The organism is Streptomyces sp. NPDC006711, from assembly GCF_042869775.1.
Classification (GTDB): domain Bacteria; phylum Actinomycetota; class Actinomycetes; order Streptomycetales; family Streptomycetaceae; genus Streptomyces.
Genome location: NZ_JBIAGO010000001.1, coordinates 604,201 through 630,370 on the forward strand (window position 1 = coordinate 604,201; position 26,170 = coordinate 630,370).

Genomic DNA, 26,170 nt, shown 5'->3' on the forward strand with positions numbered 1-26,170 from the left:
CGTACTCATCCGCTGGTTGTGCAGTAGTGCACGCTACAGCGTTGGCGCGAGGCCCCGGTGCGGGATGGACCGGCCATCCCATCGGTTCCACGTGTACCCATGCAAATCTCGTACGCTTTCGATGCCATTCCTGTAACGCTTGCGAGTCTCTTCCCGTGCGTACGGTCACGGAACGGGCATGCGGCTTGACGTGACTGACCCCTCGGGCAGACTTGGCCTGAAAAAATCGAGGATCAGCACTGGCCACCGGGCCAAGGGGGACGCACAGTCATGAGCCAGGACGGCGCACACGGCCGCTATGCGGGCGGTTCCATCGCGGGCGGGCGCTACCAGCTGCGCGACCTCCTCGGCGAGGGCGGAATGGCCTCGGTGTACCTCGCGTACGACTCCGCGCTCGACCGCCAGGTCGCGATCAAGACGCTGCACACCGAACTCGGCCGGGAACAGTCCTTCCGCGAGCGCTTTCGCCGCGAGGCTCAGGCGGTCGCCAAGCTTCAGCACACCAACATCGTCTCCGTCTTCGACACCGGCGAGGACACCGTGATGTTCAACGGCTCCACCGCCGGTGGTGACGGCGTCATGCCGTACATCGTCATGGAGTACGTGGAGGGCGAGCCGCTGGGCTCGACGCTGCACCGGGACACGCAGCAGTACGGCGCGATGCCGGCCGACAAGGCGCTCAAGGTGACCGCGGACGTGCTGGCCGCCCTCGAGGTCAGCCACGAGATGGGCCTGGTGCACCGGGACATCAAGCCGGGCAACGTGATGATGACCAAGCGCGGCATCGTCAAGGTGATGGACTTCGGCATCGCCCGCGCCATGCAGTCCGGCGTCACCTCCATGACCCAGACCGGCATGGTCGTCGGCACCCCCCAGTACCTCTCGCCCGAGCAGGCACTCGGCCGGGGCGTGGACGCCCGCTCCGACCTGTACTCGGTCGGCATCATGCTCTTCCAGCTCCTGACCGGGCGCATCCCCTTCGACGCGGACTCCCCGCTGGCGATCGCGTACGCACACGTCCAGGAGGAGCCGGTCGCGCCCTCCTCGGTCAACCGGTCGATCACCCCGGCCATGGACGCGCTGGTGGCCCGCGCCCTGAGGAAGAACCCGAACGAGCGCTTCCCGAGCGCCCAGGCCATGCAGGACGAGATCCTGCGGATCACCTCGTCCGGCCAGCTGGGCGCGGCCCCGGTCATCACCGGCGGCGGCCCCCTCTCCAGCGGCGCGGGCGTCGGCGCGACGGTCTTCCCGCCACTCGACTCGCAGGCCGCGCAAGGCCTGCCGGGCAGCGTGCAGACGCCGTACCAGGCGAGCCCCTACGGGCCGCCCACCCCGGCCCCGACGCCCCAGGCGCAGCCGTCCTACGGGTACCCGCAGCAGGCCACCCCGGTCGCCTCCCAGACGCCGCCGCCGTACGCGATGTCCCCGGCCCAGACCGCGCCGGCCTCTTCCGGCGGCTCCAAGGGGAACACTCCGGTCATCGTGGGCGCGATCGCGGTGGCGCTGCTCGCGGTCGGTGGCCTCGTCACCATGGTCGTGATGAACAAGGACGACTCGGGCGGCGGCGACGCCAAGGCCAGCAGCTCCGCGAACGCCGCGAACCACAAGGGCCCTGACCGGTTCCGCACGATGGACGCCGCGAAGTGCACCGCGCCCCAGATCTCCACGCTCGACCCGGGCAAGGTCCAGGCGCCGGACTTCTCCTACAAGGACGTCCTGTCGGTGAAGTCCTGCATCCAGGCGGCGGGCTGGAAGGTCAACACCGAGACCGTCGACAGCGCGCAGTGGGGCCAGGACGTGGTCGTCAGCCAGTTCCCCGCGGCCGGCGTGGACGTGGACAAGAAGAACGCGCAGTTCACGATCCAGATCTCCTCGGGCAACCCGCCCGGGCAGTAACCGGACACCGCCCGCACATGAGGCCCGGCGCCCCTGGCGCCGGGCTTCGTCGTGTGCCGGCGGAGTACGCCGCGTCCGTCACCCGGGACGCACCGGACGGGACGCCCGCCGCGCGGGACGTGCCTCCCATTCGGCGCACCGCTGCCGCTCCCGGGATGCCGCACAACTAGCCCCGTGTGACGCTGATTCGGCCACCTCAGGCTCGCGCATCCGTACGGGAAGGGGCCCCTGCCATGGCTCCAGGGATCCGGTCACTCACGGCGGCCGTGTCACTGACGGCAGCGCTGCTCCTGACGCCCCCGCCGCACGCGGCCGCCGTAGGCGACCCGACGTCCAGCCCGTCCGCCTCCCCGTCCGCCGGCGCCTCGCCCTCCGTCAGCCCCTCCGCGACCTCGCCCTCACCGCGTGCGTCCTTCGACGACCAGCACCTCGCGGGCAGCCGGGCGGGCGTGGGCCGGACGCGGCCGGGCCGGATCGACGCCCAGTACCCCTCCGTCGCCGACGCCTCCGACCCCCTGACCCCGGCCCTGGACGAGACGCCGCCGCGGCCCCCGGCCCGCATTCCCGCTCCGGACACCGCACGGCCCTCGCCCCCGCCGGCTCCCACTCCCACGGCCGCCCCGGCCCGCCCCCGCCTCCCGCGCCGCCAGTCGCCCCAAGCCCTGTCCACCGACTCCGATCTGCGTTTCCACGTTCTGTCGCTGGGGGCGGGCCTGGCGCTGACCGGGCTGGGGCTCGGCTTTCTGGCCCTGCGCCTGCGCAGGCCGTGAAAGGGCCTCGGTACGCCGATCGAGGGACGCGGAACAGTCGGCACTGATGCCGGGCGCTGTTTCACGTGAAACACCGTCCACGCGACGGGAATCGCCGCTCTCCGGGCGGTGGATCACTCCTTGCCGGGGGCACAACGTGATGTGAGGCACGTGTGCGAGAGAATGGGCGGCATGGAGATGCCGAGGAACGATAAGTCGCCGGAGAGCCCCCACATCCTGGTCGTAGGCCAGGACGGTATGGCCATCGGCGGTGGAGACGACGAGTCCCGCGAGGTCCCGGTGACAGAGATGGTCGAACAGCCGGCGAAGGTCATGCGGATCGGCAGCATGATCAAGCAGCTCCTTGAGGAAGTCCGCGCGGCTCCTCTCGACGAAGCGAGCCGCGTACGCCTGAAGGACATTCACGCCTCGTCCGTGAAGGAACTCGAAGACGGTCTGGCGCCCGAGCTGGTGGAGGAACTGGAGCGTCTTTCCCTGCCGTTCACCGAGGAGGCGATTCCCTCCGAGGCCGAACTGCGCATCGCCCAGGCCCAGTTGGTGGGGTGGCTCGAAGGTCTCTTCCACGGCATTCAGACGGCGTTGTTCGCTCAGCAGATGGCGGCCCGCGCCCAGCTGGAGCAGATGCGCCGCGCGCTGCCGCCCGGGGTGTCGCACGACGAGGACGACGAGGGCGGCCCGCACGCGGGTGCCCGCTCGGGCCCGTATCTGTAAACCGGCGACCGCCGCGCCGGGAACCGTGCGGGCCGGCCCCCGTGCGGGCCGGTGCGGCCACGGGGTACACGAACCCGTCATGGAGTGAGGGGGCGCCTCAGGGCGCCCCCTCATCGCGTTCACGCCGTCAGCAGGACCTTTCCGATGTGCTGGGAGGACTCGAGCACCCGGTGCCCCTCGGCGGCGTCCGAGAGCGGCAGCGTCCGGTCCACCACGGGCCGTACGCCACCCCCGGTGATGAGCGGCCACACGTGCTCGCGCACCGCCGCCACGATCGCGGCCTTCTCCGACGCGGGCCGGCCCCGCAGCGAGGTCGCGGTGACCGCGGCCCGCTTGGTGAGGAGCGCGCCCAGGTTCAGTTCGCCCTTGGCGCCGCCCTGAAGACCGATCACCGCGAGACGGCCGTTGACCGCGAGCGCCCGCACGTTCCGCTCCAGGTACTTGGCGCCCATGATGTCGAGGATGACGTCGGCACCGACGCCGTCCGTGGCCTTCGCCACCTCGTCCACGAAGTCCTGTTCGCGGTAGTCGATCAGGATGTCCGCGCCGAGTTCCGCGCAGCGCTCCAGTTTGGCCGGGCCGCCCGCCGTGACCGCCACCTTGGCGCCGATCGCCTTGCCGAGCTGGATCGCCATCGTGCCGATCCCGCTGGACCCGCCGTGCACGAGCAGCGTCTCGCCCGGGCGCAGGTGGGACACCATGAACACGTTCGACCACACGGTGCAGACCACCTCGGGCAGGGCCGCCGCCTCGGTGAGGCTTACGCCCTCGGGCACCGGCAGCAGCTGCCCGGCCGGCACCGCCACCTTCTGCGCGTAGCCGCCGCCGCTCAGCAGCGCGCACACCTCGTCGCCGACGCTCCATCCGGACACACCCGGGCCCAGCGCGGCGATCCGCCCGGAGCACTCCAGGCCCGGGTAGGGGGACGCCCCGGCGGGCGGGTTGTAGAAGCCCTGGCGTTGCAGCACATCGGCACGGTTGACGGCGGCCGCGGCCACCTCGACGAGGACTTCGCCCTCGCCCGGTACGGGATCGGGGACCTCGGCCCAGACCAGCGCCTCGGGACCGCCCGGCTCAGGAATCGTGATCGCATACATACGGCCGACGCTACTCCGCCCGCCCCACAACGGGCGCGCCGGACGCTACTGCGCCCGTCCTTCAACAGGCGCGCCACCGGCCCGTACGATCGTGATGAGCCGGTCCGTGAGCTGGAGCGGGCTCGCCTTCGCGTCGTCGTACGCCAGCAGCCGGTGCCCCCGCAGCACGCTCACCACCAGGTCGTCGGTCTCCCGCACCCCGCGCCCGACCTCGCTCTTCTTCACCGGCCGCTCCACCATGTCCAGCCCGCTGCCCTGCTGGATCAGGTCCTCCATCACGGTGCCCGCGCTCGGGCTGAGCACGGACAGACCGAGCAGCCGACCGGCCGCACTGGCGCTGGTGATGACGGCGTCAGCACCCGACTGGCGCAACAGCGGCGCGTTCTCCTCCTCCCGCACCGCAGCGACGATCTTGGCGCCCCGGTTGAGCTGCCGGGCCGTCAGGGTCACCAGGACGGCGGTGTCGTCGCGCTGGGTGGCGATGACGATCTGCCGTGCTCTGCCCAGCTCGGCGCGGAGCAACACATCGCTGCGGGTGGCGTCGCCGACGACGCCGGCGAACCCCTCGGCGTTGGCGGCCTCGATCACTTTCGCGCTCGGATCGACCACGACGACCTGCTCCTTGCTCAGGCCCCGCGCACACAGGGTCTGGATCGCGGAGCGGCCCTTCGTCCCGAAGCCGATGACAACGGTGTGCTCGCGCAATTGGGCCTTCCAGCGGTTGAGCCGCCACTCCTCGCGGGTCCGTTCGGTGAGGACTTCGAGAGTGGTTCCGACGAGGATGATCAGGAACAGCACGCGCAGCGGCGTGACCAGCAGGATGTTGGTGAGCCGCGCGCTGTCGCTGTAGGGGACGATGTCGCCGTAGCCCGTCGTGGAGAGCGTGACGGTGGCGTAGTAGACGGCGTCGAGGAAGTCGACCCTGCCGTTGGCGTTGTCGTGGTACCCGTCGCGGTCGATCCAGACGATGAGCGTCGTCAGTATCAGCACGGCGAGCGCCATGAGGATCCGCTTGGCGACCTGGCGCAGGGGCCGGTCGACGACCCGGCGCGGCAACTGCACCCGCCGGGTGATCAGATTCTCGCCCGCCTGGCGCGCCATCGCGTCATGACCGGGCAGTTTCACGTGAAACATCCTTTCCTGGCAGGGGGTTGCGGGCGAGGACGCGTTGTTTCACGTGAAACACCCATCGCCCGATCCCACATGGGACCAGGGCAGATCCAGGATTTCGACCTCCTGGCCGGCCCGCGCTCCGCCGGGCGCCACCACCGCGAGCCCGTCGGCGGCGGCGACCCCGCGCAACATCGCCGGCCCGTTGTAGTGCAACGGCAGGACGTGCTCCGCGCGGTGGACGACCGGGACGAGCCGGGTGTCGTACGGGTGCCCCTGCACCTCGTTGCGCAGCGGCGCCGTGTAGGTCAACGGGCGGGTTCGGCGGGCCAGTTCACGTAGAAGCGGTTCGGCCAGGGTGAGCAGGCCGGAGACCGCGGCAAGCGGATTGCCCGGCAGTCCGACCAAGTGCTTGCCCACCCCGATCCCCGCCAGCAGCATGGGGTGCCCCGGCCGTACGGCGACCCCGTCGACCAGAAGCTCCGCGCCGGCCTTGAGCAGCACGGGGTGAACGTGGTCCACGGGGCCGGCCGCTGTACCGCCCGTGGTGATCACGACGTCGGCCGAGGAGCCGGTGACCGCCGCGAGCAGGGCGCCCGCGTCGTCCTTCAGGCGGCGGGTGCCGATGACGTCGGCGCCGAGCGCCCGCAGCCAGACGCCGAGCATCGGCCCCAGCGCGTCCCGGATGAGTCCGTCGTGCGGGAGCCCCTGCGTGAGCAGTTCGTCGCCGAGGACCAGCACCTCGACGCGTGGCCTCGGCACGGTGTCCAGCTCGTCGTATCCGGCCGCCGCCGCCAGGCCGAGGACGGCCGGGGTGACCAGCGCGGCGGCGGGCAGCAGCGCGTCGCCCGAGCGGCACTCCTGTCCGCGCGGCCGGATGTCCTGGCCGTGCAGCACCACACGATCGGCCTGGAGCACGGTGCGTGCTTCGTCGGTGCGGGCGTGTTCGCTGCGGATCACCGCCGTGGCGCCGGAGGGGATGCGGGCGCCGGTGGCGATGGGGACCGCTTCGCCGTCGCCGAGCGGGGCGGGCGCGGCGTGCCCGGCGAGGACGCCCCCGTCCTGCACCGACCACGGCCCGGGGCCGGCGACGGCCCAGCCGTCCATGGCGGAGGTGTCGAAGGACGGCAGATCGGTGAGCGCGGTGAGCGGCGCGGTCAGGACCTCACCCAGAGCCCGGTCCAGAGTGACCCGGTGGGCGCGGGCCGGCGCGGAACGGCCCGCCCGCGCGGCCACGGTCCGCGCCTCGTCCCAGGGGGCGGCGCGGCGATGAGGGGTCCGGTGGGCGCCGGATGCCGGTTGTTCCGCACGGCCCCTGGCCGCCGGCGCGTCCCGACCGGAGGCCGGCGCGTTCCGACCGGAGGCCGAGGCGTCCCGTCGGGGTGCCGCTTCGTCCCGTCGCGGGCCCGCGGCGTCCCGTCGGGGTGCCGTGGGGCCGCTGTCACGCAGCAGGGCAAGCGCCTCGTCGGAGCCGTCGTCCGCTGCCGGGGTCCCGGCCGTCATCCCGCGTCGTTCTTCGGGCCGTCGGAGGTCTCGGCCTCGGCCGCCCAGCGGTTGGCGAGTGCGGCGGCCTTGCGGACGGCTTCCGCCACGTCCTCGCCCGCGCCACCCGCCTTGGCCGCCGCGTAGCCGACCAGGAAGGTGGTGAGGGGGGCGGCGGGGCGGGCGACGCCGTGGGCGGCGTCCCTGGCCAGGTCGAGCAGGACGCGGGTGTCCACGTCCAGTTCGATGCCGAGTTCGTCCTTGACTGCGGTGATCCATTCGTCCAGCACGCCCCCATGGTCCCTGATCCGCGCCCGTGCGGCCGCAAGGTCCTCCCAGGTGTCGCAGTCGAAGGAGGCCAGCGGGTCCGCTGCCAGGCGGCCGCAGTCGAGCGCGCGGGTGAGCAGGCGCAGTGGCCGCCCGGCGAGCGAGCCGTGTTCCCGGGCGAGCAACGCGAGCTCCCGGCGCAGGGGTTGGGCCCGGTAGAGGGCCACCAGAGGCTGGTCACGGCCGTCGGCGTCGACGCACAGGACGGCCTCGCGACCACTGCGGCGCAGTTCGCGCACCAGCGCCTCGACGGTCGGTGTCGCGAGGAACGGCAGGTCGGCCGAGAGTACGAGCACGCTCCCGGCCGTGGTGTGCCGCAGCCCGGCGTCGAGCGCGGCCAGCGGTCCGCCGCCCGCGGGATCCTCGCGGGCCCACGCCACCGCCCGCGTGGTGGGCCGCCGTCCGCCCACCACGACCGTGGTCGCGGCACCGGAGCAGGCGGTGAGCACCCGGTCGAGCAGGGCCCGGCCCCCCACGCTGAGCCCGGGTTTGTCGGCGCCGCCCAGCCGCCTGGCGGCGCCCCCCGCGAGCACGACGGCGTCGTAGGAGGTATCGGCGCCGCCGGGCGTGGCCTCGGCGCCCGTGCGATCGGCGGAGGTCCGGCCGGGCCCGGGCCCGGGCTCCGGTGCTGCGGCGTCGTACGCGGTCATCTTCCGAGTATGGGCCGCCGCCGGACGCTCACCGCCGCTGCCGTGCACGTCCGGCCCGCCGGGTGTCCTACAGGGTGCGCAGCAGCACCACCGGGTGTTCCACGCAGTCCGCGACGTAGCGCAGGAAGCCGCCCGCGGCGGCGCCGTCGCAGACCCGGTGGTCGAAGGTGAGGGAGAGCTGCACGACTTGGCGTACGGCCAGTTCACCCTCGTGCACCCAGGGCTTGGGGATGATGCGGCCGACGCCCAGCATCGCGGCTTCGGGGTGGTTGATGATCGGCGTGGAGCCGTCGACGCCGAACACCCCGTAGTTGTTGAGGGTGAAGGTGCCGCCGGTCAGCTCGCCGGGGGTGAGCGTGCCCGTGCGGGCCGCTTCGGTGAGCCGGGCCAGTTCGGCGCCGATCGACTCGACGTCGCGGGTGTGGGCGTCGCGGACGACGGGGACCACGAGGCCGCGTTCGGTCTGGGCGGCGAAGCCCAGGTGCACCTCGGGCAGCCGCACGATTTCCCGGGCCGCCGGATCGACCCTGGAGTTGAGCTCGGGGAACCGGGCGAGGGCAGCCGTGCAGATCCGGGCGAGCAGCGCGAGCACGGAGACCTTGGGGCCGCCCGCCGCGTTCATGGCGGCGCGGGCCGCCATGAGCTCGGTCGCGTCGGCGTCGACCCAGCAGGTGGCGTCGGGGATCTCCGTACGGCTGCGGCTGAGCTTGTCGGCGACCGCGCCCCGGATGCCGCGCAGCGCGATCCGCTCTTCTCCGGCGGCTCGGCCGGTACTCCCGGGGCCCTGCGGGTCGGCGGCCGGGGCCGTCCCGGGCGCCGGGGCCTTCATCGCGGACTCCACGTCGGCGCGCAGGATCAGGCCGTCGGGCCCTGAGCCCCGCATCTCCCGCAGATCCAGGCCGTGTTCGCGGGCGAGCCTGCGCACGAGCGGCGAGATGACCGGCACGGGGCCGGGCGCCTTGGCGGGGGCGGTTGTCACGGGCGTGGCCTGCACCGGCGCCGGGGTCGAAGCCGGGGCCGCCGACGTGGCCCGCGCGGTGCCGGCGGTCCGCGCCGGTGCGGCGGCGGGGGCCGCGAACGAGGTGGCGGGCCTGACCCGGGCGCGACGGCTCGTGGCGGCCGCCCCCGTCCCGTAACCGACCAGGACATTGCCCGAGTACTCCGAGGACTCGGCTGAGTCGGCGTCCACAGCCGCCTCCTGGTCCACTTCCTGGTCCGCCGAGGTTCCGACCGCGACAGTCAACAGCGGGGCGCCGACCGGCAGTTCCGTGCCCTCCTCGCCGAAACGCGCGGTGACCACGCCTCCGTAGGGACAGGGCACCTCGACCATCGCCTTGGCCGTCTCGACCTCGACCACCGGCTGGTCCACGGCCACCACGTCGCCCACCGCGACGAGCCAGCGCACGATCTCCGCCTCGGTCAGCCCCTCGCCGAGGTCGGGCAGCTTGAACTCCAGGACCTTCGGCATCAGTGCCCCGCCTCCCACTGCAAACGCGCCACCGCGTCGAGCACCCGGTCGACGCCGGGCAGATGGTGCTTCTCCAGCATCGGCGGCGGGTACGGAATGTCGAATCCGGCGACCCGCAGCACGGGCGCCTCCAAGTGGTGGAAGCAGCGCTCGGTGACGCGGGCCGCGATCTCGCCGCCGGGGCCCCCGAACCCGGACGACTCATGGACGACGACGGCCCGGCCGGTGCGGCGCACCGATGCGCAGACCGTCTCGTCGTCGAACGGCACCAGCGAACGTATGTCGACGACTTCGAGGTCCCAGCCCTCCTCGCGGGCCGCCTCCGCCGCCTCCAGGCACACCGGCACGGACGGACCGTAGGTGATGAGTGTGGCGCTGGACCCGGTGCGGCGCACGACCGCTTTGCCGATGGGTTCGACCGGCGCCGGGTCCTCTGGGGACCAGTCGGACTTCGACCAGTACAGCCGCTTGGGCTCGAGGAAGACGACGGGGTCGTCGGAGGCGATGGCCGCCCTGAGCAGCCCGTAGGCGTCCTCCACGGTGGAGGGGGTGACGACCTGGAGCCCGGGCGTGGCCATGTAGTAGGCCTCGCTGGAGTCGCTGTGGTGCTCCACGCCCCCTATGCCGCCGCCGTAGGGCACGCGCACCACCAGCGGCATCGTCATCGCGCCACGGGTGCGGTTGCGCATCTTGGCGACATGGCTGATCAGCTGCTCGAACGCCGGGTAGGCGAACGCGTCGAACTGCATCTCGACGACCGGCCGGAGGCCGTACATGGCCATGCCGACGGCCGCACCGAGGATGCCGGCCTCGGCGAGCGGGGTGTCGGTGCAGCGGTCCTCGCCGAACTCCTTGGCGAGGCCGTCGGTGACCCGGAAGACGCCGCCCAGGGTGCCGACGTCCTCACCGAGGACGTGCACGGTGGGGTCCTCGGCCATGGCGTCGCGCATCGCGCGCTGGAGCGCCTGAGCCATGGTGGCGGGCTTCTTGGCGGTGGCGGTCACCTGGTCGGTGGCGGTGGCCATCAGTGGGCCTCGGCTTCCAGCTCGGCGCGCAACTGGGCCGCCTGCTCGCGCAGTTGGCCGTTCTGCTCGGCGTATACGTCGGTGAACAGGTGCATGGGGTCAAGGACCGGCTCGGCGTTCATCCGCTCGCGCAGCGTGGCGGCCATGGCCTCGGCGGCTTCGGCGGCGGCGCGGATGCCGTCCTCGTCGAGGATGCTCCGGGCGGTCAGCTCGTCCTCGAGGAGCCGGATCGGGTCGTGGTCGCGCCAGGCGTCGACCTCGGCCGAGCCCCGGTAGCGGGTCGCGTCGTCGGCGTTGGTGTGCGCTTCCATCCGGTAGGTGACGGCCTCGATGAGCGTGGGGCCGCCGCCGCGCCTGGCCCGGGCGATGGCCTCCGAGAGCACCTGGTGCACCGCGGGCGCGTCGTTGCCGTCCACCAGGCGGCCCGGCATTCCGTAGCCGACGGCCTTGTGGGCGAGCGAGGGCGCCGCCGTCTGTTTGGCGAGCGGCACCGAGATCGCGAAGCCGTTGTTCTGGACCAGGAAGACCACCGGGGCCTGCCAGACCGCCGCGAAGTTCAGCGCCTCGTGGAAGTCGCCCTCGCTGGTGCCGCCGTCGCCCACCAGGGCGAGCGCCACCACGTCGTCCCCCTTGAGCCGGGCCGCGTGGGCCAGGCCCACCGCGTGCGGGAGCTGGGTGGCCAGGGGGGTGCACAGCGGCGCGATGCGGTGCTCGCGCGGGTCGTAGCCGGTGTGCCAGTCACCGCGCAGCAGCGTCAGGGCCTGCGTCGGGTCCAGGCCCCGGGCGACGGCGGCGAGGGTGTCCCGGTAGCTGGGGAACAGCCAGTCGCGCTCCTCCAGGGCGAGCGCCGCGGCCACCTCGCAGGCCTCCTGGCCGGTCGAGGACGGGTACACGGCGAGGCGGCCCTGCTTGGTGAGGGCGGTGGCCTGCGCGTTGTAGCGCCGGCCTCGTACCAGCTCCGCGTACAGCTTCAGCATCAGCGCGCGGTCGAGCTCGGCGCCGGTGCCCAGGACCCGGAAGGGCTCGGGGTCCGGCAGGAGCGGCGCGGGGTCGGTGCGCGGCCTCCAGGCGGGTGGAGGGGTCGGCCGATATGCGGCGGCACCGGGGAGCTCTTGGACCGTCATGCCAATGCACCTCCTTGTCGGGGAGCGGGACATCCAGGACGGGGGCGCGACTGTGACGCCCCTCACCTATCGATTGTTCGATCGTGGACGCATTTTGGCTACAGGCTGCCTCAGTCTGTGGACAAACGGTTCTCCACAGCCTGAGATGGGAACACCTCGTCCACAACAGGAAGGCGGGGGGACATGGCAGCTGAACAAATGGCCACCGGCGACGCACGACAGGTGCCGGCGCGCCCGCTGGACGAGATCGACCACGCCATCCTGCGCATCCTCCAGACCGACGGGCGGGCCTCGATACGCTCCGTCGCCGAGCGGGCACACGTCTCGCGGGCCAACGCCTACGCCAGGATCAACCGGCTCGTCGAGGACAGCGTGATCCAGGGCTTCACCGCGCGCGTGGACCACGAGAGGGCGGGCCAGGGCGCCGCCGCGTACATCACGCTCAAGATCGTGCAGAACTCCTGGCGCACCGTGCGCGAACAGCTGGGGCAGCTGCCGGGCGCCGCCCACATCGCCCTGGTGAGCGGCGACTTCGACGTCCTGCTCCTGGTGCACACACCCGACAACCGCGCCCTGCGCGAACTCGTCCTGACCCGGATCCAGTCCATTCCGGAGGTTCTTTCGACGCGCACGCTGCTGGTGTTCGAGGAGACGGACCTGGACCCCGCGTAGGGCCGGCCACCTGCCCCGCGCGCGAGGCGGCCATGAGCGCGGGTGGTGGTGATCCGCCACCGCGCGCCCGTCAACGGCACCGCTCCTCAGTGACCGCTCCGCAGCCCGTCGAACGCCATCCTGACCACGGTGTCCGCCACCTGGGCGCCGTCCGCCTCACCCTCACGCTGCGGCCGGTACCACTCCACCAGGGAGTTGACCATGCCGAAGAGCAGCCGGGTCGCAAGACGGATGTCCAGGTCGGCGCGGAGATCACCGTCCGCGACGGCAGCCTTGAGCAGATCGGCGACGCGCTGGTCGAACTCCCTGCGGCGCTCCATCGCCCAGCGTTCGGTCCTGGTGTTGCCACGGACACGCAGGAGCAGCGTGACGTAGGGCAGTTCCGCCGTCAGCACGTCGACCGTACGCCGGGTGACGTACTCGACCCGCTCGATGGAGCGCCCGCGCTGGGCCCCCGGCTCGTCCAGGACGCCGAAGAGGCCGTCTATGGCGCGGCTCACGGCCCGGCGCAGCAGTTCCTCCTTGCCGGTGACGTGGTGGTAGATGGACGACTTGGAGATCCCGGCCGCCTTGGACAGGTGCTCCATCGACGTGCCGTCGTAGCCCCGCTCGTTGAAGACTCTCACCGCCACCGTCAGCAGCGTCTCGGGCGTGTAGGTGTCACGCTTCGCGGTCGTCATGAGCCCGTCTCCTCCACGCCGGCGTACGCCTGTCGGTAGAGCGCGAGCGAGGGCGCGTAACGGCCCGTGGGGCAGCGCTCGTGGAGAGCCGAGAGCAGGTCGTACGCCCAGTCCTGGCCCAGACGCCGGTGCCATTCGACGGGCCCCAGGGGGTAGTTGACGCCGAGCCTCATCGCGGTGTCGATGTCCTCGGCAGTGGCGACGCCCTTGGCGACGGCGTCGGCGGCGAAGTCGATGAGCATCGCGACGGTACGGGCGACGATCATGCCCGGTACGTCACCGATGACGCTGACCTCCTTGCCGAGCCTCTGGAACAGGCCGACGGCCTCGGTGACGGCGCGCTCGGAGGTGTCCTCACTCGCGGAGAGCGCGATACGGGTGGCACCCCGGTAGTCGAGGGCGAGGTCGAAGTAGACGACGTCCGCGAACTCCACGGACGTCTTGCCGTCGGCCGGCACGAGCTGTCCATCCCCCGGAAGCTCGATGTAAGGGCCGCCCTCGTTGACGCTCGTGACCTCGATGCCGGCCTCGGTCATCATCGCGACGAGCTCGCGGGCCGGACCCAGGTCACCGACGACGGTGACGGCGGCGGGCGCCTCGGCGGGCCCGGCGGTGTGCGGCTCGGGGCGCACCGCCTCCTTCGTGGCAGCTCCGGGCGCTTCGTAGGCGTACCAGCCGCGCCCGCTCTTGCGCCCGTGGAGACCGGACTCGACCAGGCGGCGCTGGGCCAGGGAGGGGGTGAACTTGGGGCTCTGGAAGAAGGCCTCCCACACCGAACGCGTCACCGCCTCGTTGACGTCCTGCCCGATGAGGTCGGTCAGCTCGAAGGGGCCCATCCGGAACCCGCCGCACTCGCGCAGCACCGCGTCGATGGTCGCCGCGTCCGCGCCGCGCTCCTCGAAGACGGCGAAGGCTTCGGCGTAGAAGGGGCGGGCGATGCGGTTGACGATGAACCCGGGGGTGTCGGCGCAGCGCACCGGCGTCTTGCCCCAGGCCTTCACCGTCTCGTACGCCGTGGCCGCGGCCGCCTCGTCGGTGGCGAAGCCGCTGACGACCTCGACCAGCGGGAGCAGCGGCGCCGGGTTGAAGAAGTGCAGGCCGACGAAGCGGCCGGGGTGTCCGAGCGCCCCGGCGATCGCGGTCACCGACAGCGACGAGGTGTTGGTGGCGAGCAGGCAGTCCTCGGCCACGACCGCCTCGAGCGCGGTGAACAGCTCCTGCTTGACCGGCAGTTGTTCCAGGACGGCCTCGACGACGAGCGCCGCGTCGGCGAGCTCGGCAAGGCCGTCGGCGGGGTGCAGGCGGCCCAGCGCGGCGTCGCGCGCCGCGCCGTCGAGACGGCCCTTTTCGACCAGCCGCTCCAGACGTGCGGCGAGGGCGTCGGCAGCCTCGCGCGCGCGGCCCGCGACGGCGTCGTAAAGCCGCACGCGGTGTCCGGCGAGGAGGGCCACCTGGGCGATGCCCTGCCCCATGGTCCCGGCGCCCACGACGGCAACGGTACGGCTCGGCGCGATCGCTCGGGCGCTGGCGGTTTCGGTCATGAACGCGATCCTCCCCTACGGCGTGCCCACGGGCCCGGCGGGCCCCCTACCGGGGGTCTTGGGCGGGGCCCCGGCGGGCGTGGCCGGCAGTTGTCCACAGGTTTCCCCGGGCCCTCTTGTCCCGACCGATCGTTCGGTTACTCTAACGGTGTCCGGCTCTCCCTGCCCAGCTCGAAGACTCGACGAGGAGTTGCACGCCATGCAGCTGACCGAGAAGCACAGGCCCACCCTGGACGGGGCCCTGGAAGCGATCCGCACGCGTGCGTACTGGTCGCCGCACCCGGAGCACCCCAAGGCCTACGGGGAGACGGGCGCCGAAGACGGCAAGGCGGCCTTCGACGCGCTTCTGAACGGCCGCTTCGACCTCGACCAGCCGGGCACCGACGACTGGACGGGCAGCGAAGTCTCGCCCTACGGCATCGAGTTGGGCATCCAGTACCCGCACGCCGACCTCGACGTGCTGCTGCCCGCGATGCGGGCCGGCATGGCCGACTGGCGGGCCGCCGGGCCCGAGACACGGGCCCTGGTGTGCGTCGAGATCCTGGCCCGCATCGGCGCGCGCACCCACGAGTTCGCGCACGCGGTCATGCACACCAGCGGCCAGGCCTTCATGATGGCCTTCCAGGCGGGCGGGCCGCACGCCCAGGACCGGGGCCTGGAAGCCGTCGCGTACGCCTACCAGGAGCAGACGCGCACCCCCTCGGGCAGCGCCGCCTGGTCCAAGCCCCAGGGCAAGCGCGACCCCCTGGAGCTCACCAAGACGTTCACGCCGGCCGGGCGCGGCGTCGCCCTCCTGATCGGCTGCAACACCTTCCCCACGTGGAACGGCTACCCGGGCCTGTTCGCCTCCCTGGCCACCGGCAACCCGGTGCTGGTCAAGCCGCACCCGCGCGCCGTCCTGCCGCTCGCCATGACGGTGAAGGTGGCGCGCGAGGTCCTTGCCGAGGCGGGCTTCGACGCGAACCTGGTGGCGCTGGCGGCCGAGCGGCCCGGCGAAGGCATCGCCAAGACCCTCGCGGTGCGCCCCGAAATCAAGATCATCGACTACACGGGCTCCTCGTCCTTCGGTGACTGGCTGGAGACGAACGCCCGCCAGGCGCAGGTCTACACGGAGAAGGCCGGCGTCAACACGGTCGTCATCGACTCCACCGACAACTACAAGGGCATGCTCGCCAACCTGTCCTTCTCGCTGTCCCTGTACAGCGGCCAGATGTGCACCACCCCGCAGAACCTGCTCATCCCGCGCGACGGCATCACCACGGACGCGGGGACGAAGTCCTTCGACGAGGTGGTCGCTGACCTCGCGGCCGCTGTCGGCGGCCTCCTCGGTGACGACGCACGGGCCAACGCCCTGCTCGGCGCCCTGGTCAACCCGGACGTGAAGGCCCGCCTGGAAGCAGCGTCCGGCCTCGGCGAAGTCGCCCTGCCCTCACGGGAGGTGGCCAACCCCGAGTTCCCGGACGCGGTGGTGCGCACCCCGGTGATCGTCAAGCTCGACGGGGCGAAGCCGGATGCCGAAGCCGTCTACCTGTCGGAGTGCTTCGGACCGGTCTCCTTCGCCGTCGCGGTCGACTCCACGGCCGACGCGGTCGAGCTGCTGCGCCGCACGATCCGCGACAAGGGCGCCATGACGGTCGGCGCGTACACGACCTCGCCCGATGTCGAGCGCGCGGTGGAGGACGTCTGCCTGGACGAGTCGGCCCAGCTGTCGCTCAACCTGACGGGCGGGGTGTACGTCAACCAGACGGCCGCCTTCTCCGACTTCCACGGCTCGGGCGGCAACCCGGCTGCCAACGCGGCCCTGTGCGACGGGGCGTTCGTGGCCAACCGGTTCCGCGTCGTGGAGGTCCGCAGGCAGGCCTGATGCCGCGGCGCACGGGCGCGAGGGCGCTGGGGGACGTCAGCCGGGGACGACGGCGTGCCTCTGCACCCACGCGTGCATCGCGATGGCCGCGGCGGCGCCCGCGTTGATGGAGCGCGTCGAGCCGAACTGGGCGATGGAGCACACCATATGGGCGTGCTCACGCGCCTGTTCGGTCAGCCCGGGGCCCTCCTGGCCGAACAGCAGCACACACCGGCGCGGCAGCTCGGTCCGCTCCAACGGCACCGCGCCCGGCAGGTTGTCGATGCCGATGATCGGCACGCCCTCCGCCCGCGCCCACGCCGTCAGCGACTCGGTGTCCGGGTGGTGGCGTACGTGCTGGTAGCGGTCGGTGACCATGGCGCCGCGCCGGTTCCAGCGCCGCCGCCCCACGATGTGGATCTCCTTGGCGAGGAACGCGTTGGCGGTGCGCACCACGGAGCCGATGTTGAAGTCGTGGCCCCAGTTCTCCACGGCCACATGGAAGTCGTGGCGCCGCGTGTCGAGGTCGGCGACGATCGCCTCCCGCGTCCAGTACCGGTAGGCGTCGACGACATTGCGCCGGTCGCCGTGCGCCAGCAGCTCCGGGTCGTAGCGCTCGCCCTCGGGCCAGGGCCGTGGATGCGGGCCCACCCCGACCTCGGCCGGGCCGAAGCCCTCGTCGTACTGGATGGGGTCGCCGGCCGGGGCGGTGTCGTCCTTGGCCGGGGCCGGCCGTTCGGTGCTGCTCACCCCACGAGCGTACGTGGCCGCTCGGCCTCCTCCGTCCGCTGTCCGCGCTCCCCCAGACGGCGTGCGCCGGGCCCGAGGCGGCCAGCCAGCGCGCCCACCGCCCGCAGGAACGGCGTCGGCAGGAACACGGCGTCCGCCGCGATCATCGCGAGTGAGAAGAACGGCAGACCGAGCAGGACGGCGATGCCCGCGTGCTCCAGCATCATCGCCACCAGGAGCACGTTCTTGACCCGCCGATTGAACAGCGTGAACGGGAACGCCACCTGCACCATGACCGTTCCATAGGTGAGCAGCATCACGATCACCCCGCTCGTGCCCAGCAGGGAGGAGAGTTCGGGCCACGGCGCGAAGTAGTCCAGCTTGAGCGGGTAGTACAGCGCGGTCCCGTCCTGCCAACGGCTGCCTTGGATCTTGTACCAGCCGGCGGTCGCGTAGACCAGACAGACCTCCGCCATGATCACGACCATGGCCGCGTTGTGCATGAGGTTGGCGAGCACGTCGAGCAGTGCCCGGGAGTCGGCGTCACCGAACCGGCGCGCAGCCCACCACAGCCCCTGTAGGGCCCACATGCCCCAGAACACGCCCCACAGCCACCACTCGCCCCCGCCGAAGACACCGGACCCGGACGTACGCCAGGCGCCGGCCAGCAGCGCGAGTCCGCACACCGCCCACAGCGCCGGGCCGACCCGGTCGCGGCCCGGGCCGCGGGCGGCCCGGCGCGCGTCCAGCGACCAGACCTGCCCACAGCGCGTGAAGACGAGATAGATCGCCATCAGGTGGATGACGTTGTCACCGCCGTCCCCCACGAAGACGGAGCGATTCTGCAGGGAGAGCACGCCGATCATGAAGACGACCGACATGGTGCGGGTGCGCCAGCCCAGCATGAGGAGCGCGCTGGAGACGATGGCCAGCGCGTACACGATCTCGAACCAGGCCGTGCTGTTGGACCACAGCAGCGCGGTGAAGGCGTGGTTGCCGGACACCAGGCGGTTGCCGAGCGCCATGCTCCACGGGCCGTCGGGGCCGTACAGCTCGTGCCGGTTGGGCAGTTCGCGCAGCAGGAAGAACAGCCAGGTGGCGGAGAAGCCGATCCGGACGACGGCGCTCTGGTACGGACCGAGAGCGGCCGCCGAAGCCACCCGCAGTGCCCGCGCCGCCCAGGTCTCGCCGCCGTGCGGGACACCAGGGGCGCCTGGTGCGGGCGGGGTGGGGCGCGGCCGTAGGGTGACGTGCGGGGCCGGGGTGGCGTGCGGGGCCGGGGTGGCGTGCCAGGTCGGGGTGGGGGTGCCCGCCGCGTCCGCTTCCGCGCCCGCCGGTGACGGGGACGGCGCCGGTGACGTTCCGCCCCCGGGGTGGGGGGCGGCCGCCGGGCGGGCCGTCCGGCCGTCGGGGTCGTACGTGCTCACCGCTTCGCCTCCGTGCCTGCGTCACCGGCGCCCTCGGGCAGGTCGGCCGGGGTCACCGTCCACCACGGCACCACCCGGTAGGACGGCCGGGTGTCGGTCTTCTCGTCGCTCCACGGGGGGCCCTTGACAGATGTGGTCATGGACCTGACCTGGATCCGTTCGACCGTTCCGCCGTCGCGGCGCGCGCCGAGCCGGAGCATCACGATGCGCCGCATGTACTGCTCCGAGAGCTCGCCGCGCAGGCCGTTCGGCTTGTTGTCGTCGGTGTGGGACCCCACGAAGAAGTCCCAGCCCCGGCGCACTTCGTTCTGCTGGGTGTGGCTGGGCAGCGGGTTGTGGCGGATGCCCGCGCCGTCCTGGGCGGAGAAGTCGATCCAGTCGGTGGTCCTGGTGGAGCCGTCCGGCATCTTGAGCTCGGCGCGCGCCTGGATGTCGATGTTCTGCTGGAGCGGATTGGGCGCGAAGAGCTTCCAGTTCTGCTCGAACTCGGGGTAGATCCAGTCGTCCACCGCCTTGCCGTACTGCTTGCTGATCGTGTTGGACGGCGCGACGTGCAGAAAGACCATGCCGATCTGGACGCAGGCGACCACACCGATGACGGCGAGCCCGATGGCTGCCACCACCTGGAACCGTACGGGGAGCCCGGCGATCCCCTGCGGGTCGGGCGCCGCGGTGGAAACCCGCTCCTGCCCGGCGCCCGCATCCGCACCGGTGACGGCTCGCGGGTTGGCGTCGGCGTCGGCGTCGCCCTCAGGGATGGCGGGTGGGGTGGCCGCTGCGCCGGCGTCGGAGGGGGCAGCGCCGTGAGGCGAGCGGGTGGCGGAATGTCCGTTCCGGGAGTCCGGGACGGCTCCGGGACGGGGAACGGCGCCGCCGTCCGCGTGGGAAGCGGGTGTCGATTCCGCAGCGGGACCGGGCTCAACGGGCGCTCCGCGATCGCTCGTCACCGAGTCGCCGGCTTCGTTTCCGGCGGCCCTGACCTGCTCGGATCCCGCTCCGTCGGCCGTGGCCCCGGCTCTGGTCCCGTCCCTGTACGAATCCATCCCGCCCCGATCGGCACCCACTGAGTTATCCACAGGGTTGACACCCTACGGGCCGTCGACTCACCATTGAAGTCATTGAACCGAACGATCGGTCGGTTGGTAGACCGCCGCACAGCAGCTCGGCAGGGGGCCGGAATGACCGGAGTGACCGCGACAGCCACGGCAGCCGCAGAGACGGTTGAGTCGCACCTTGCGGCGTTCGACGCGGCGGTCGCCGCCGACGAGCGGATCGAACCGCGCGACTGGATGCCCGAGGAGTACCGCTCCTCGCTGGTCCGCCAGATGGCGCAGCATGCCCATTCCGAGATCATCGGCATGCAGCCCGAGGCGAACTGGATCACCCGCGCCCCCTCCCTGCGCCGCAAGGCGATCCTGATGGCCAAGGTCCAGGACGAGGCGGGCCACGGGCTGTATCTGTACAGCGCCGCCGAAACGCTCGGCACGGGCCGCGACGAACTGCTCGACAAGCTGCACTCGGGCCGCCAGAAGTACTCCTCGATCTTCAACTACCCCACGTTGACCTGGGCGGACGTCGGCGCGATCGGATGGCTGGTGGATGGCGCGGCGATCACCAACCAGGTCCCCCTGTGCCGCTGTTCCTACGGTCCCTACGCCCGAGCGATGGTCCGCATCTGCAAGGAGGAGTCCTTCCACCAGCGGCAGGGATACGAGCTGCTGCTCGCCCTGTCGAAGGGGACACCCGAGCAGCACGCCATGGCGCAGGACGCGGTGAACCGCTGGTGGTGGCCCTCGCTGATGATGTTCGGCCCGCCCGACGACGAGTCGGCGCACTCCGCGCAGTCGATGACCTGGAAGATCAAGCGGCACTCCAACGACGAGCTGCGTCAGCGCTTCGTGGACATAGCGGTCGGCCAGGCCGAGGGCCTGGGGCTCAGCCTGCCCGACCCCGACCTGCGGTGGAACGAGGAGCGCGGCCACCACGACTTCGGCGCCATCGACTGGACGGAGTTCTGGGCGGTCCTGAAGGGCGACGGCCCCTGCAACGAGCAGCGGCTCACCCAGCGCCGTCGCGCCCATGAGGAAGGCGCCTGGGTGCGCGAGGCGGCCGCCGCCTACGCCACCAAGCAACAGGCGCGGCTGGCAAGCGCTCACGTGGACGCGCGGGACACGATCCCGCAGGACGCAGCCCAGCGGGACATCGCCTCGCAGGGCACGAACGGACAGCACCCGAACGGGCAGCACGCGAACGGAGAGGCAACGGCATGAGCACGCATGACTGGCCGCTGTGGGAGGTGTTCGTGCGCTCGCGCCGCGGGCTGTCCCACACCCATGCGGGAAGCCTGCACGCGCCGGACGCCGAGATGGCCCTGCGCAACGCCCGTGACCTCTACACCCGCAGGTCGGAGGGCATCTCGATCTGGGTCGTGCCGTCCAGCGCGATCAGCGCGTCCTCGCCCGACGAGAAGGACTCGTTCTTCGACCCGGCCGCCGACAAGCCCTACCGCCACCCGACGTTCTACGAGATCCCCGAAGGGGTGAAGCACCTGTGACGGCCATCGTCTCGGCGGACGCCGCCCTGGCTCTCGGCGACGACGCCCTGGTGCTGTCGCACCGCCTCGGGGAGTGGGCCGGCCACGCCCCCGTCCTCGAAGAGGAGGTCGCCCTGGCCAACATCGCCCTCGACCTGCTCGGCCAGGCCCGGGTCCTGCTGTCCCAGGCCGGCGACGAGGACGAGCTGGCCTACCTCCGCGAGGAGCGGGCCTTCCGCAACCTCCAGCTCGTCGAGCAGCCCAACGGCGACTTCGCCCACACCATCGCCCGCCAGCTGTACTTCTCCACCTACCAGCACCTCTTGTACGGCGAACTGGCCACCGGGGACGGCGAGTTCAGCGCCCTCGCCGCCAAGGCGGTCAAGGAGGTCGAATACCACCGCGACCACGCCGAGCAGTGGACGCTGCGCCTCGGCGACGGCACCGAGGAGAGCCACCGGCGCATCCAGCGCGCCTGCGCGGCACTGTGGCGCTTCACCGGCGAGATGTTCCAGCCGGTGCCCGGCCTCGACATCGATCCCGCCTCGCTCGAAGAGCGCTGGACGGCGTCGGTGACCTCGGTCCTCGGCCGGGCCACACTGGCCGTCCCCGAAGGGCCTCGCACGGGCGCCTGGGCGGCGGGCGCGGGCCGCCAGGGACTGCACACCGAGCCCTTCGGACGGATGCTCGCCGAAATGCAGCACCTGCACCGCAGCCACCCGGGGGCGTCATGGTGACCAACACCGGCACCGATACCGGCACCGGCACCGACGCCCACCCCACCGCCCTGGAGACCGAGCTGCGGCGCCTCGCCGGCTCCGTGCCCGACCCCGAACTGCCGGTCCTGACCCTGGACGAGCTCGGCGTACTGCGCGGGCTGCGCGTCGAAGCTCCGGGCAGGGTACGGGTCGAGCTCACCCCCACCTACACGGGCTGCCCCGCCGTCGAGACCATGACCACGGACATCGAGCGCGTGCTGCACGACCACGGCGTCCCGGAGGTCTCGGTCGTGCGCGTGCTGTCCCCGGCCTGGTCGACCGACGACATAAGCGCCGAAGGGCGCCGCAAGCTCGCCGAGTTCGGCATAGCGCCCCCGCGCCCCCACACGGCCGACGGGCCCGTCGCTCTCACCTTGTCGGTGCGCTGCCCGCACTGCGGATCCACCGACACCGAACTGCTCAGCCGCTTCTCCTCCACCGCGTGCAAGGCGCTGCGCCGCTGCGTGTCGTGCCGTGAACCCTTTGACCACTTCAAGGAGTTGTAGATGTTCCATCCGCTCCGGGTCAGCGAGGTCGAGCAGCTCACGGACGACGCGGTGGCCGTCACCTTCGCCGTCCCGCCCGAGCTCCGCGAGGCCTACCGGCACCTTGCCGGCCAGCATCTGACCCTGCGCCGCAGCGTGGGCGGCGAGGAGATCCGCCGGACGTACTCGATCTGCGCCCCAGCCGTCGAAGCGCCGGACGAGCCCGTCCTGCGCGTCGGCATCCGCGTCGTGGACGGCGGCGCGTTCTCCACGTACGCCTGCAAGGAGCTGGCTGTGGGCGACACGGTCGACGTGATGGAGCCGATGGGCCGCTTCGTCCTGGCGCCACGCCACGGGCACTTCGCGGCGGTCGTCGGCGGCAGCGGCATCACCCCGGTCCTGTCGATCGCGGCCACGCTGCTGGCCCGCGAGCCCGAAGCGCGGTTCTGCCTCATACGCAGCGACCGCAGCGTCGCGTCGACGATGTTCCTCGACGAGACGGCCGACCTGAAGGACCGCTATCCCGAGCGGTTCCAACTGGTCACCGTGCTGTCCCGGGAAGAACAGCAGTCCGGCCTTCCCTCGGGCCGGCTCGACCACGAACGGCTGAGCGCCCTGCTGCCCGCGCTGCTCCCGGTGGCCGACATCGACGGATGGTTCCTGTGCGGACCCTTCGGCCTGATCCAGGGCGCCGAACGAGCGCTGCGCGGACTCGGCGTCGACCGTGACCGCATCCACCAGGAGATCTTCCACGTCGACGCGGCGCCGGCACCGGAAGCCGCGGCGGCCACCCCCGCGCACGCCACCCTCACCGCCACGCTGGACGGGCGCTCGGGCAACTGGCAGGTACACGAAGGCGACACCCTGCTGGAAACGCTGCTGGCCGCCCGCGCCGACGCGCCGTACGCCTGCAAGGGCGGAGTGTGCGGGACGTGCCGGGCCTTCCTGGTCAAGGGCGAGGTGCGGATGGAGCGCAACTTCGCGCTGGAGCCGGAGGAGACCGAGGCGGGATATGTGCTGGCCTGCCAGTCGCACCCCACCACGGCGGAAGTGGAGCTCGACTTCGACCGGTGAGACCCCGGTACTCCGGCGCGCGCGGGGGGGGCGCGCCGGAGGCCACCGGCCGCACTTGCGGTGTGCCCATTCACTTCCCGTAGAACCTGTTCTATGTTGACGCTCCGTCAGATCCCTGTGGCTGTCCAGCGCTTCACGGCGCGGCGACTCCGCCGCAGGGACAGAACCGGCGCGTGCGGGAGGACAAGGCTGTGGACTTCACCTTCACCGAGGAGCAGCAGGCAGCCGTCGAGGCGGCCAAGGCCGTTTTCTCCGGCGTCGCCCCCGACGGGGTGCCCAGCCCCGCCCTCACCGCGGGCGCCGTCGCCGACGACTTCGACCGCCCGCTCTGGGCCAGGGCCGCCGCATCGGATCTGCTGAGTCTGATCCTCGACGCCCAGTACGGCGGGGCGGGCCTCGATGCGATCGCGCTGTGTCTGGTGCTGCGTGAATCGGCTCGGGTCCTGGCCCGGCTGCCGCTCCTTGAAACCAGCGCGGTCGCCATGACCGTACAGCGCTACGGCGACGAGCAGTTGAGGCGGGAACTTCTGCCCGGCATCGGCCGGGGCGAGATCACCGTCACCGTCGCCGCCCACGGCCGCACCGGTCACGACGGCGCCGAACTCGCCGTCACCGCACGCCAGGACGGTGATCACTGGGTCCTGGACGGTACCCAGACCAGCGTCCCCTGGGCCCAGACCTGCGACCGGACGGCCGTGCCGGCACACACCGCCGACGGACGCGCGCTCATCGCCATCGTCCCCCGCGACCACCCGGGCATCACCCTCGCCGAGCAGGTGTCCACCAGCGGAGAACGCCTCGCCGAAGTCCATCTCGCAGCCGTACGCCTCCCCGCGTCCACAGTCGTGGAGGCGGACGGCGCCTGGGAATGGCTGCGCGACCTGCTCACCACCGGAACCTGCGCGCTCGCACTGGGCCTCGGCGAGGCCGTGCTGGCCATGACCAGTCAATACGCCGGAAAGCGCGAGCAGTTCGGGCACCCGATCGCGACATTCCAGGCCGTCGCCGTCCAAGCGGCCGACCGCTACATCGACCTGCGCGCCATGGAAGCCACCCTCTGGCAGGCCGCCTGGCGCATCGCCACCGGCGCCCCGGGCCCCCTGCCGGCCGCCGGCGATGTCGCGGTGGCCAAGATCTGGGCCTGCGACGGCGTACGCCGCGTCGTGCAGACCGCCCAGCACCTCCACGGCGGGTTCGGCGCCGACACCGACTACGCACTGCACCGCTACCACGCCTGGGCCAAACAGCTGGAGCTCTCGCTCGGCCCGGCCGCCGCCCACGAGGAAGCCCTCGGCGACCTCCTCGCCACCCACCCCCTCACACAGACCGCGTAAAAGCTCACGCGGACCGGGTGAGCAGACCAGGTAAAGCGCACGCAGACCGCGTAAGGCCGGCAGGGACCGCTCAAGGCGCTCGGGACAGGGGCATGGCCGGCCCGAGGGTCAGATCACCGTGCCCGGCGCACCCTTGTCGTCGATGACCGTGCGCCCCGAGGCCTCCCACACCTGCATGCCGCCGTCGACGTTGACCGCGTCGATCCCCTGCTGGAGCAAGTACTGGGTGACCTGCGCCGACCGTCCGCCTACCCGGCACATCACATACGCCCGGCGCCCGTCCGCGACGGCCTCCGTCACCTCACCGAAGCGAGCCACGAAGTCGCTCATCGGCACGTGCAGCGCACCCTCGGCGTGGCCCGCCGCCCACTCGTCGGCCTCACGGACATCGAGGACCAGCGCGTCGGCCGGCACACCGGCGACATCCACCGAGGGCAGCGGGGCGAAATTCATGGGTCATGCCTTCTCTCGTACGAACCCGGCAGGTCCTGGAAACGCTACTGCACGAGCTTCGCGAGCTCGTCCTCACGACCGGCCACCTCGGCCAGCAACTGCTCCGCGATCTCCTCGAGGAGCCGGTCCGGGTCGTCCGGGGCCATGCGCAGCATCGAACCGATGGCGCTGTCCTCCAGTTCCCGGGCGAGCAGCGCGAGCAGCTCCTTGCGCCGGCTCAGCCACTCCAGACGCGCGTACAGCTCCTCGCTCTCGCTGGGCCGCACCTCGGCCGGCACCGGGCCCGCCGCCCACTCCTCGGCCAGCTCCCGCAACAGCGCCTCGTCACCACGCCCATACGCGGCGTTGACCCGGGCGATGAACTCGTCGCGCCGCGCCCGCTCCGTGTCGTCCTGCGCCAGGTCCGGGTGCGCCTTGCGGGCCAGTTCGCGGTACAGCCTGCGCACCTCCTCGCTGGGGCGGACCCGCTTGGGCGGGCGCACCGGCTGGTCGGTGAGCATCGAAGCGGCCTCGGGGGAGAGACCGTCGGAGTCCATCCAGTCGTGGAAGAGTTCTTCGACCCCGGGCATGGGCATGACCGCCGCACGCGCCTCCCGCGCCTTGCGCAGGTCCTCGGGGTCGCCGCTGCGCACCGCCCTCGCCTCGGCGATCTGCGCGTCCAGCTCATCGAGGCGGGCGTACATCGGACCGAGCTTCTGGTGGTGCAGCCGGGAGAAGTTCTCCACCTCGACCCGGAAGGTCTCCACCGCGATCTCGAACTCGATCAACGCCTGCTCGGCCGCCCGCACCGCCCGCTCCAGCCGGGCCTCGGGCCGCTCGGCCTCCGCGTGGCCGTGGGGATCCTCGGGCCCCGCGCCCGCCCCGGCCGAACCGTCCAGCGTCGTCGTACTTGGCTCACCCCCCACGCCGGCCGGCGTGGTCCGCGTGTTCTCGTTCCGGGCAGTCGTACCGCCGGCAGCTTCGTCCGTCACCAGTCCAGCG

Annotated in this window: 25 protein-coding genes; 11 read left to right on the forward strand and 14 right to left on the reverse strand. The window is 72.0% G+C overall.

From position 1 onward, the window contains the following. Positions 1-270 precede the first annotated feature (270 nt). The 3 genes from ACFYM2_RS02625 (at position 271) to ACFYM2_RS02635 (ending at position 3,377) form a co-directional block, all read left to right on the forward strand. Positions 271-1,896, forward strand: coding sequence for a protein kinase (locus ACFYM2_RS02625; protein WP_359006485.1), 1,626 nt, complete (start codon positions 271-273; stop codon positions 1,894-1,896). A gap of 233 nt (positions 1,897-2,129) precedes the next feature. Next, a complete protein-coding gene (locus ACFYM2_RS02630) occupies positions 2,130-2,666 on the forward strand; it encodes a hypothetical protein (RefSeq protein ID WP_359006488.1) in 537 nt (178 codons plus the stop codon). A gap of 171 nt (positions 2,667-2,837) precedes the next feature. Then, positions 2,838-3,377: a bacterial proteasome activator family protein gene (locus tag ACFYM2_RS02635; RefSeq protein WP_323177967.1), complete on the forward strand. Its 540-nt coding sequence runs from the start codon at positions 2,838-2,840 to the stop codon at positions 3,375-3,377. A gap of 119 nt (positions 3,378-3,496) precedes the next feature. On the opposite strand, the gene ACFYM2_RS02640 is transcribed toward ACFYM2_RS02635, so the two are convergent. From ACFYM2_RS02640 to pdhA, 7 genes are all read right to left on the reverse strand, one after another. After that, a complete protein-coding gene (locus tag ACFYM2_RS02640; RefSeq protein WP_388457497.1) occupies positions 3,497-4,474 on the reverse strand; it encodes an NAD(P)H-quinone oxidoreductase in 978 nt (325 codons plus the stop codon). Positions 4,475-4,519: 45 nt separating this feature from the next. Next, positions 4,520-5,608, reverse strand: a complete 1,089-nt coding sequence (locus ACFYM2_RS02645; protein WP_388832741.1) for a potassium channel family protein — start codon at positions 5,606-5,608, stop codon at positions 4,520-4,522. Between the two features lie 39 nt (positions 5,609-5,647). Continuing rightward, complete coding sequence (locus tag ACFYM2_RS02650; protein WP_359006497.1) at positions 5,648-7,087, reverse strand: molybdopterin-binding protein; 1,440 nt, start codon at positions 7,085-7,087, stop codon at positions 5,648-5,650. Further along, positions 7,084-8,043 carry an NTP transferase domain-containing protein gene (locus tag ACFYM2_RS02655; RefSeq protein ID WP_388832744.1) on the reverse strand — a complete coding sequence of 320 codons (960 nt, stop codon included), beginning with the start codon at positions 8,041-8,043 and terminating at the stop codon, positions 7,084-7,086. The genes ACFYM2_RS02650 and ACFYM2_RS02655 overlap by 4 nt, the downstream gene beginning before the upstream one ends. Positions 8,044-8,110: 67 nt before the next feature. Then, on the reverse strand, positions 8,111-9,511 hold the full coding sequence (locus ACFYM2_RS02660; RefSeq protein ID WP_388832747.1) for a dihydrolipoamide acetyltransferase family protein: 1,401 nt from the start codon (positions 9,509-9,511) through the stop codon (positions 8,111-8,113). Then, positions 9,511-10,536, reverse strand: coding sequence for an alpha-ketoacid dehydrogenase subunit beta (locus ACFYM2_RS02665; protein ID WP_350231403.1), 1,026 nt, complete (start codon positions 10,534-10,536; stop codon positions 9,511-9,513). The genes ACFYM2_RS02660 and ACFYM2_RS02665 overlap by 1 nt, the downstream gene beginning before the upstream one ends. Then, positions 10,536-11,660, reverse strand: coding sequence for a pyruvate dehydrogenase (acetyl-transferring) E1 component subunit alpha (gene pdhA / locus ACFYM2_RS02670; protein ID WP_388832750.1), 1,125 nt, complete (start codon positions 11,658-11,660; stop codon positions 10,536-10,538). Before pdhA ends, ACFYM2_RS02665 begins: the two co-directional genes overlap by 1 nt. A gap of 183 nt (positions 11,661-11,843) precedes the next feature. On the opposite strand from pdhA, the gene ACFYM2_RS02675 reads away from it, so the two are divergent. Beyond that, entirely contained in the window at positions 11,844-12,332 is a 489-nt protein-coding gene (locus tag ACFYM2_RS02675; protein ID WP_350231405.1) for an Lrp/AsnC family transcriptional regulator, read from the forward strand. Positions 12,333-12,418: 86 nt separating this feature from the next. Here the strand turns inward: ACFYM2_RS02675 and ACFYM2_RS02680 are convergent, their stop codons facing one another. Beyond that, positions 12,419-13,012: a TetR/AcrR family transcriptional regulator gene (locus ACFYM2_RS02680; protein WP_359006512.1), complete on the reverse strand. Its 594-nt coding sequence runs from the start codon at positions 13,010-13,012 to the stop codon at positions 12,419-12,421. Then, positions 13,009-14,553: a 3-hydroxyacyl-CoA dehydrogenase gene (locus tag ACFYM2_RS02685; RefSeq protein WP_359006515.1), complete on the reverse strand. Its 1,545-nt coding sequence runs from the start codon at positions 14,551-14,553 to the stop codon at positions 13,009-13,011. Before ACFYM2_RS02685 ends, ACFYM2_RS02680 begins: the two co-directional genes overlap by 4 nt. Positions 14,554-14,752: 199 nt before the next feature. Between ACFYM2_RS02685 and paaN the strand changes: the two genes are divergently transcribed. After that, the gene (gene paaN, locus ACFYM2_RS02690) at positions 14,753-16,417 is read left to right on the forward strand and encodes a phenylacetic acid degradation protein PaaN (RefSeq protein ID WP_388832753.1); all 1,665 of its coding nucleotides are present in this window, start codon (positions 14,753-14,755) and stop codon (positions 16,415-16,417) included. Positions 16,418-16,453: 36 nt separating this feature from the next. Here the strand turns inward: paaN and ACFYM2_RS02695 are convergent, their stop codons facing one another. The 3 genes from ACFYM2_RS02695 to ACFYM2_RS02705 are packed head-to-tail and all read right to left on the reverse strand — an operon-like array spanning position 16,454 to position 19,172. Continuing rightward, entirely contained in the window at positions 16,454-17,146 is a 693-nt protein-coding gene (locus ACFYM2_RS02695) for a TrmH family RNA methyltransferase (RefSeq protein ID WP_388457508.1), read from the reverse strand. Further along, the gene (locus ACFYM2_RS02700; protein WP_388832755.1) at positions 17,143-18,552 is read right to left on the reverse strand and encodes an HTTM domain-containing protein; all 1,410 of its coding nucleotides are present in this window, start codon (positions 18,550-18,552) and stop codon (positions 17,143-17,145) included. Before ACFYM2_RS02700 ends, ACFYM2_RS02695 begins: the two co-directional genes overlap by 4 nt. Next, entirely contained in the window at positions 18,549-19,172 is a 624-nt protein-coding gene (locus ACFYM2_RS02705; protein WP_388457510.1) for a DUF5819 family protein, read from the reverse strand. The genes ACFYM2_RS02700 and ACFYM2_RS02705 overlap by 4 nt, the downstream gene beginning before the upstream one ends. 558 nt (positions 19,173-19,730) lie before the next feature. Between ACFYM2_RS02705 and paaA the strand changes: the two genes are divergently transcribed. The 6 genes from paaA to ACFYM2_RS02735 all read left to right on the forward strand — a co-directional run bounded on the left by paaA (position 19,731) and on the right by ACFYM2_RS02735 (position 24,736). Next, entirely contained in the window at positions 19,731-20,822 is a 1,092-nt protein-coding gene (gene paaA, locus ACFYM2_RS02710; RefSeq protein ID WP_388832758.1) for a 1,2-phenylacetyl-CoA epoxidase subunit PaaA, read from the forward strand. Further along, entirely contained in the window at positions 20,819-21,106 is a 288-nt protein-coding gene (paaB, locus tag ACFYM2_RS02715) for a 1,2-phenylacetyl-CoA epoxidase subunit PaaB (RefSeq protein ID WP_120722474.1), read from the forward strand. Before paaA ends, paaB begins: the two co-directional genes overlap by 4 nt. After that, a complete protein-coding gene (gene paaC / locus ACFYM2_RS02720) occupies positions 21,103-21,822 on the forward strand; it encodes a 1,2-phenylacetyl-CoA epoxidase subunit PaaC (RefSeq protein WP_359006528.1) in 720 nt (239 codons plus the stop codon). Before paaB ends, paaC begins: the two co-directional genes overlap by 4 nt. Then, positions 21,816-22,349, forward strand: a complete 534-nt coding sequence (paaD, locus tag ACFYM2_RS02725) for a 1,2-phenylacetyl-CoA epoxidase subunit PaaD (protein WP_388832761.1) — start codon at positions 21,816-21,818, stop codon at positions 22,347-22,349. The genes paaC and paaD overlap by 7 nt, the downstream gene beginning before the upstream one ends. Beyond that, positions 22,350-23,402 carry a 2Fe-2S iron-sulfur cluster-binding protein gene (locus ACFYM2_RS02730; RefSeq protein ID WP_388832764.1) on the forward strand — a complete coding sequence of 351 codons (1,053 nt, stop codon included), beginning with the start codon at positions 22,350-22,352 and terminating at the stop codon, positions 23,400-23,402. A 191-nt stretch (positions 23,403-23,593) separates the two neighbouring features. Then, the gene (locus tag ACFYM2_RS02735) at positions 23,594-24,736 is read left to right on the forward strand and encodes an acyl-CoA dehydrogenase family protein (RefSeq protein WP_388833096.1); all 1,143 of its coding nucleotides are present in this window, start codon (positions 23,594-23,596) and stop codon (positions 24,734-24,736) included. A 108-nt stretch (positions 24,737-24,844) separates the two neighbouring features. On the opposite strand, the gene ACFYM2_RS02740 is transcribed toward ACFYM2_RS02735, so the two are convergent. Then, on the reverse strand, positions 24,845-25,189 hold the full coding sequence (locus tag ACFYM2_RS02740; RefSeq protein ID WP_359006540.1) for a rhodanese-like domain-containing protein: 345 nt from the start codon (positions 25,187-25,189) through the stop codon (positions 24,845-24,847). 44 nt (positions 25,190-25,233) lie between these two features. Continuing rightward, on the reverse strand, positions 25,234-26,160 hold the full coding sequence (locus tag ACFYM2_RS02745; protein ID WP_388832767.1) for a J domain-containing protein: 927 nt from the start codon (positions 26,158-26,160) through the stop codon (positions 25,234-25,236). Positions 26,161-26,170: the final 10 nt, after the last annotated feature.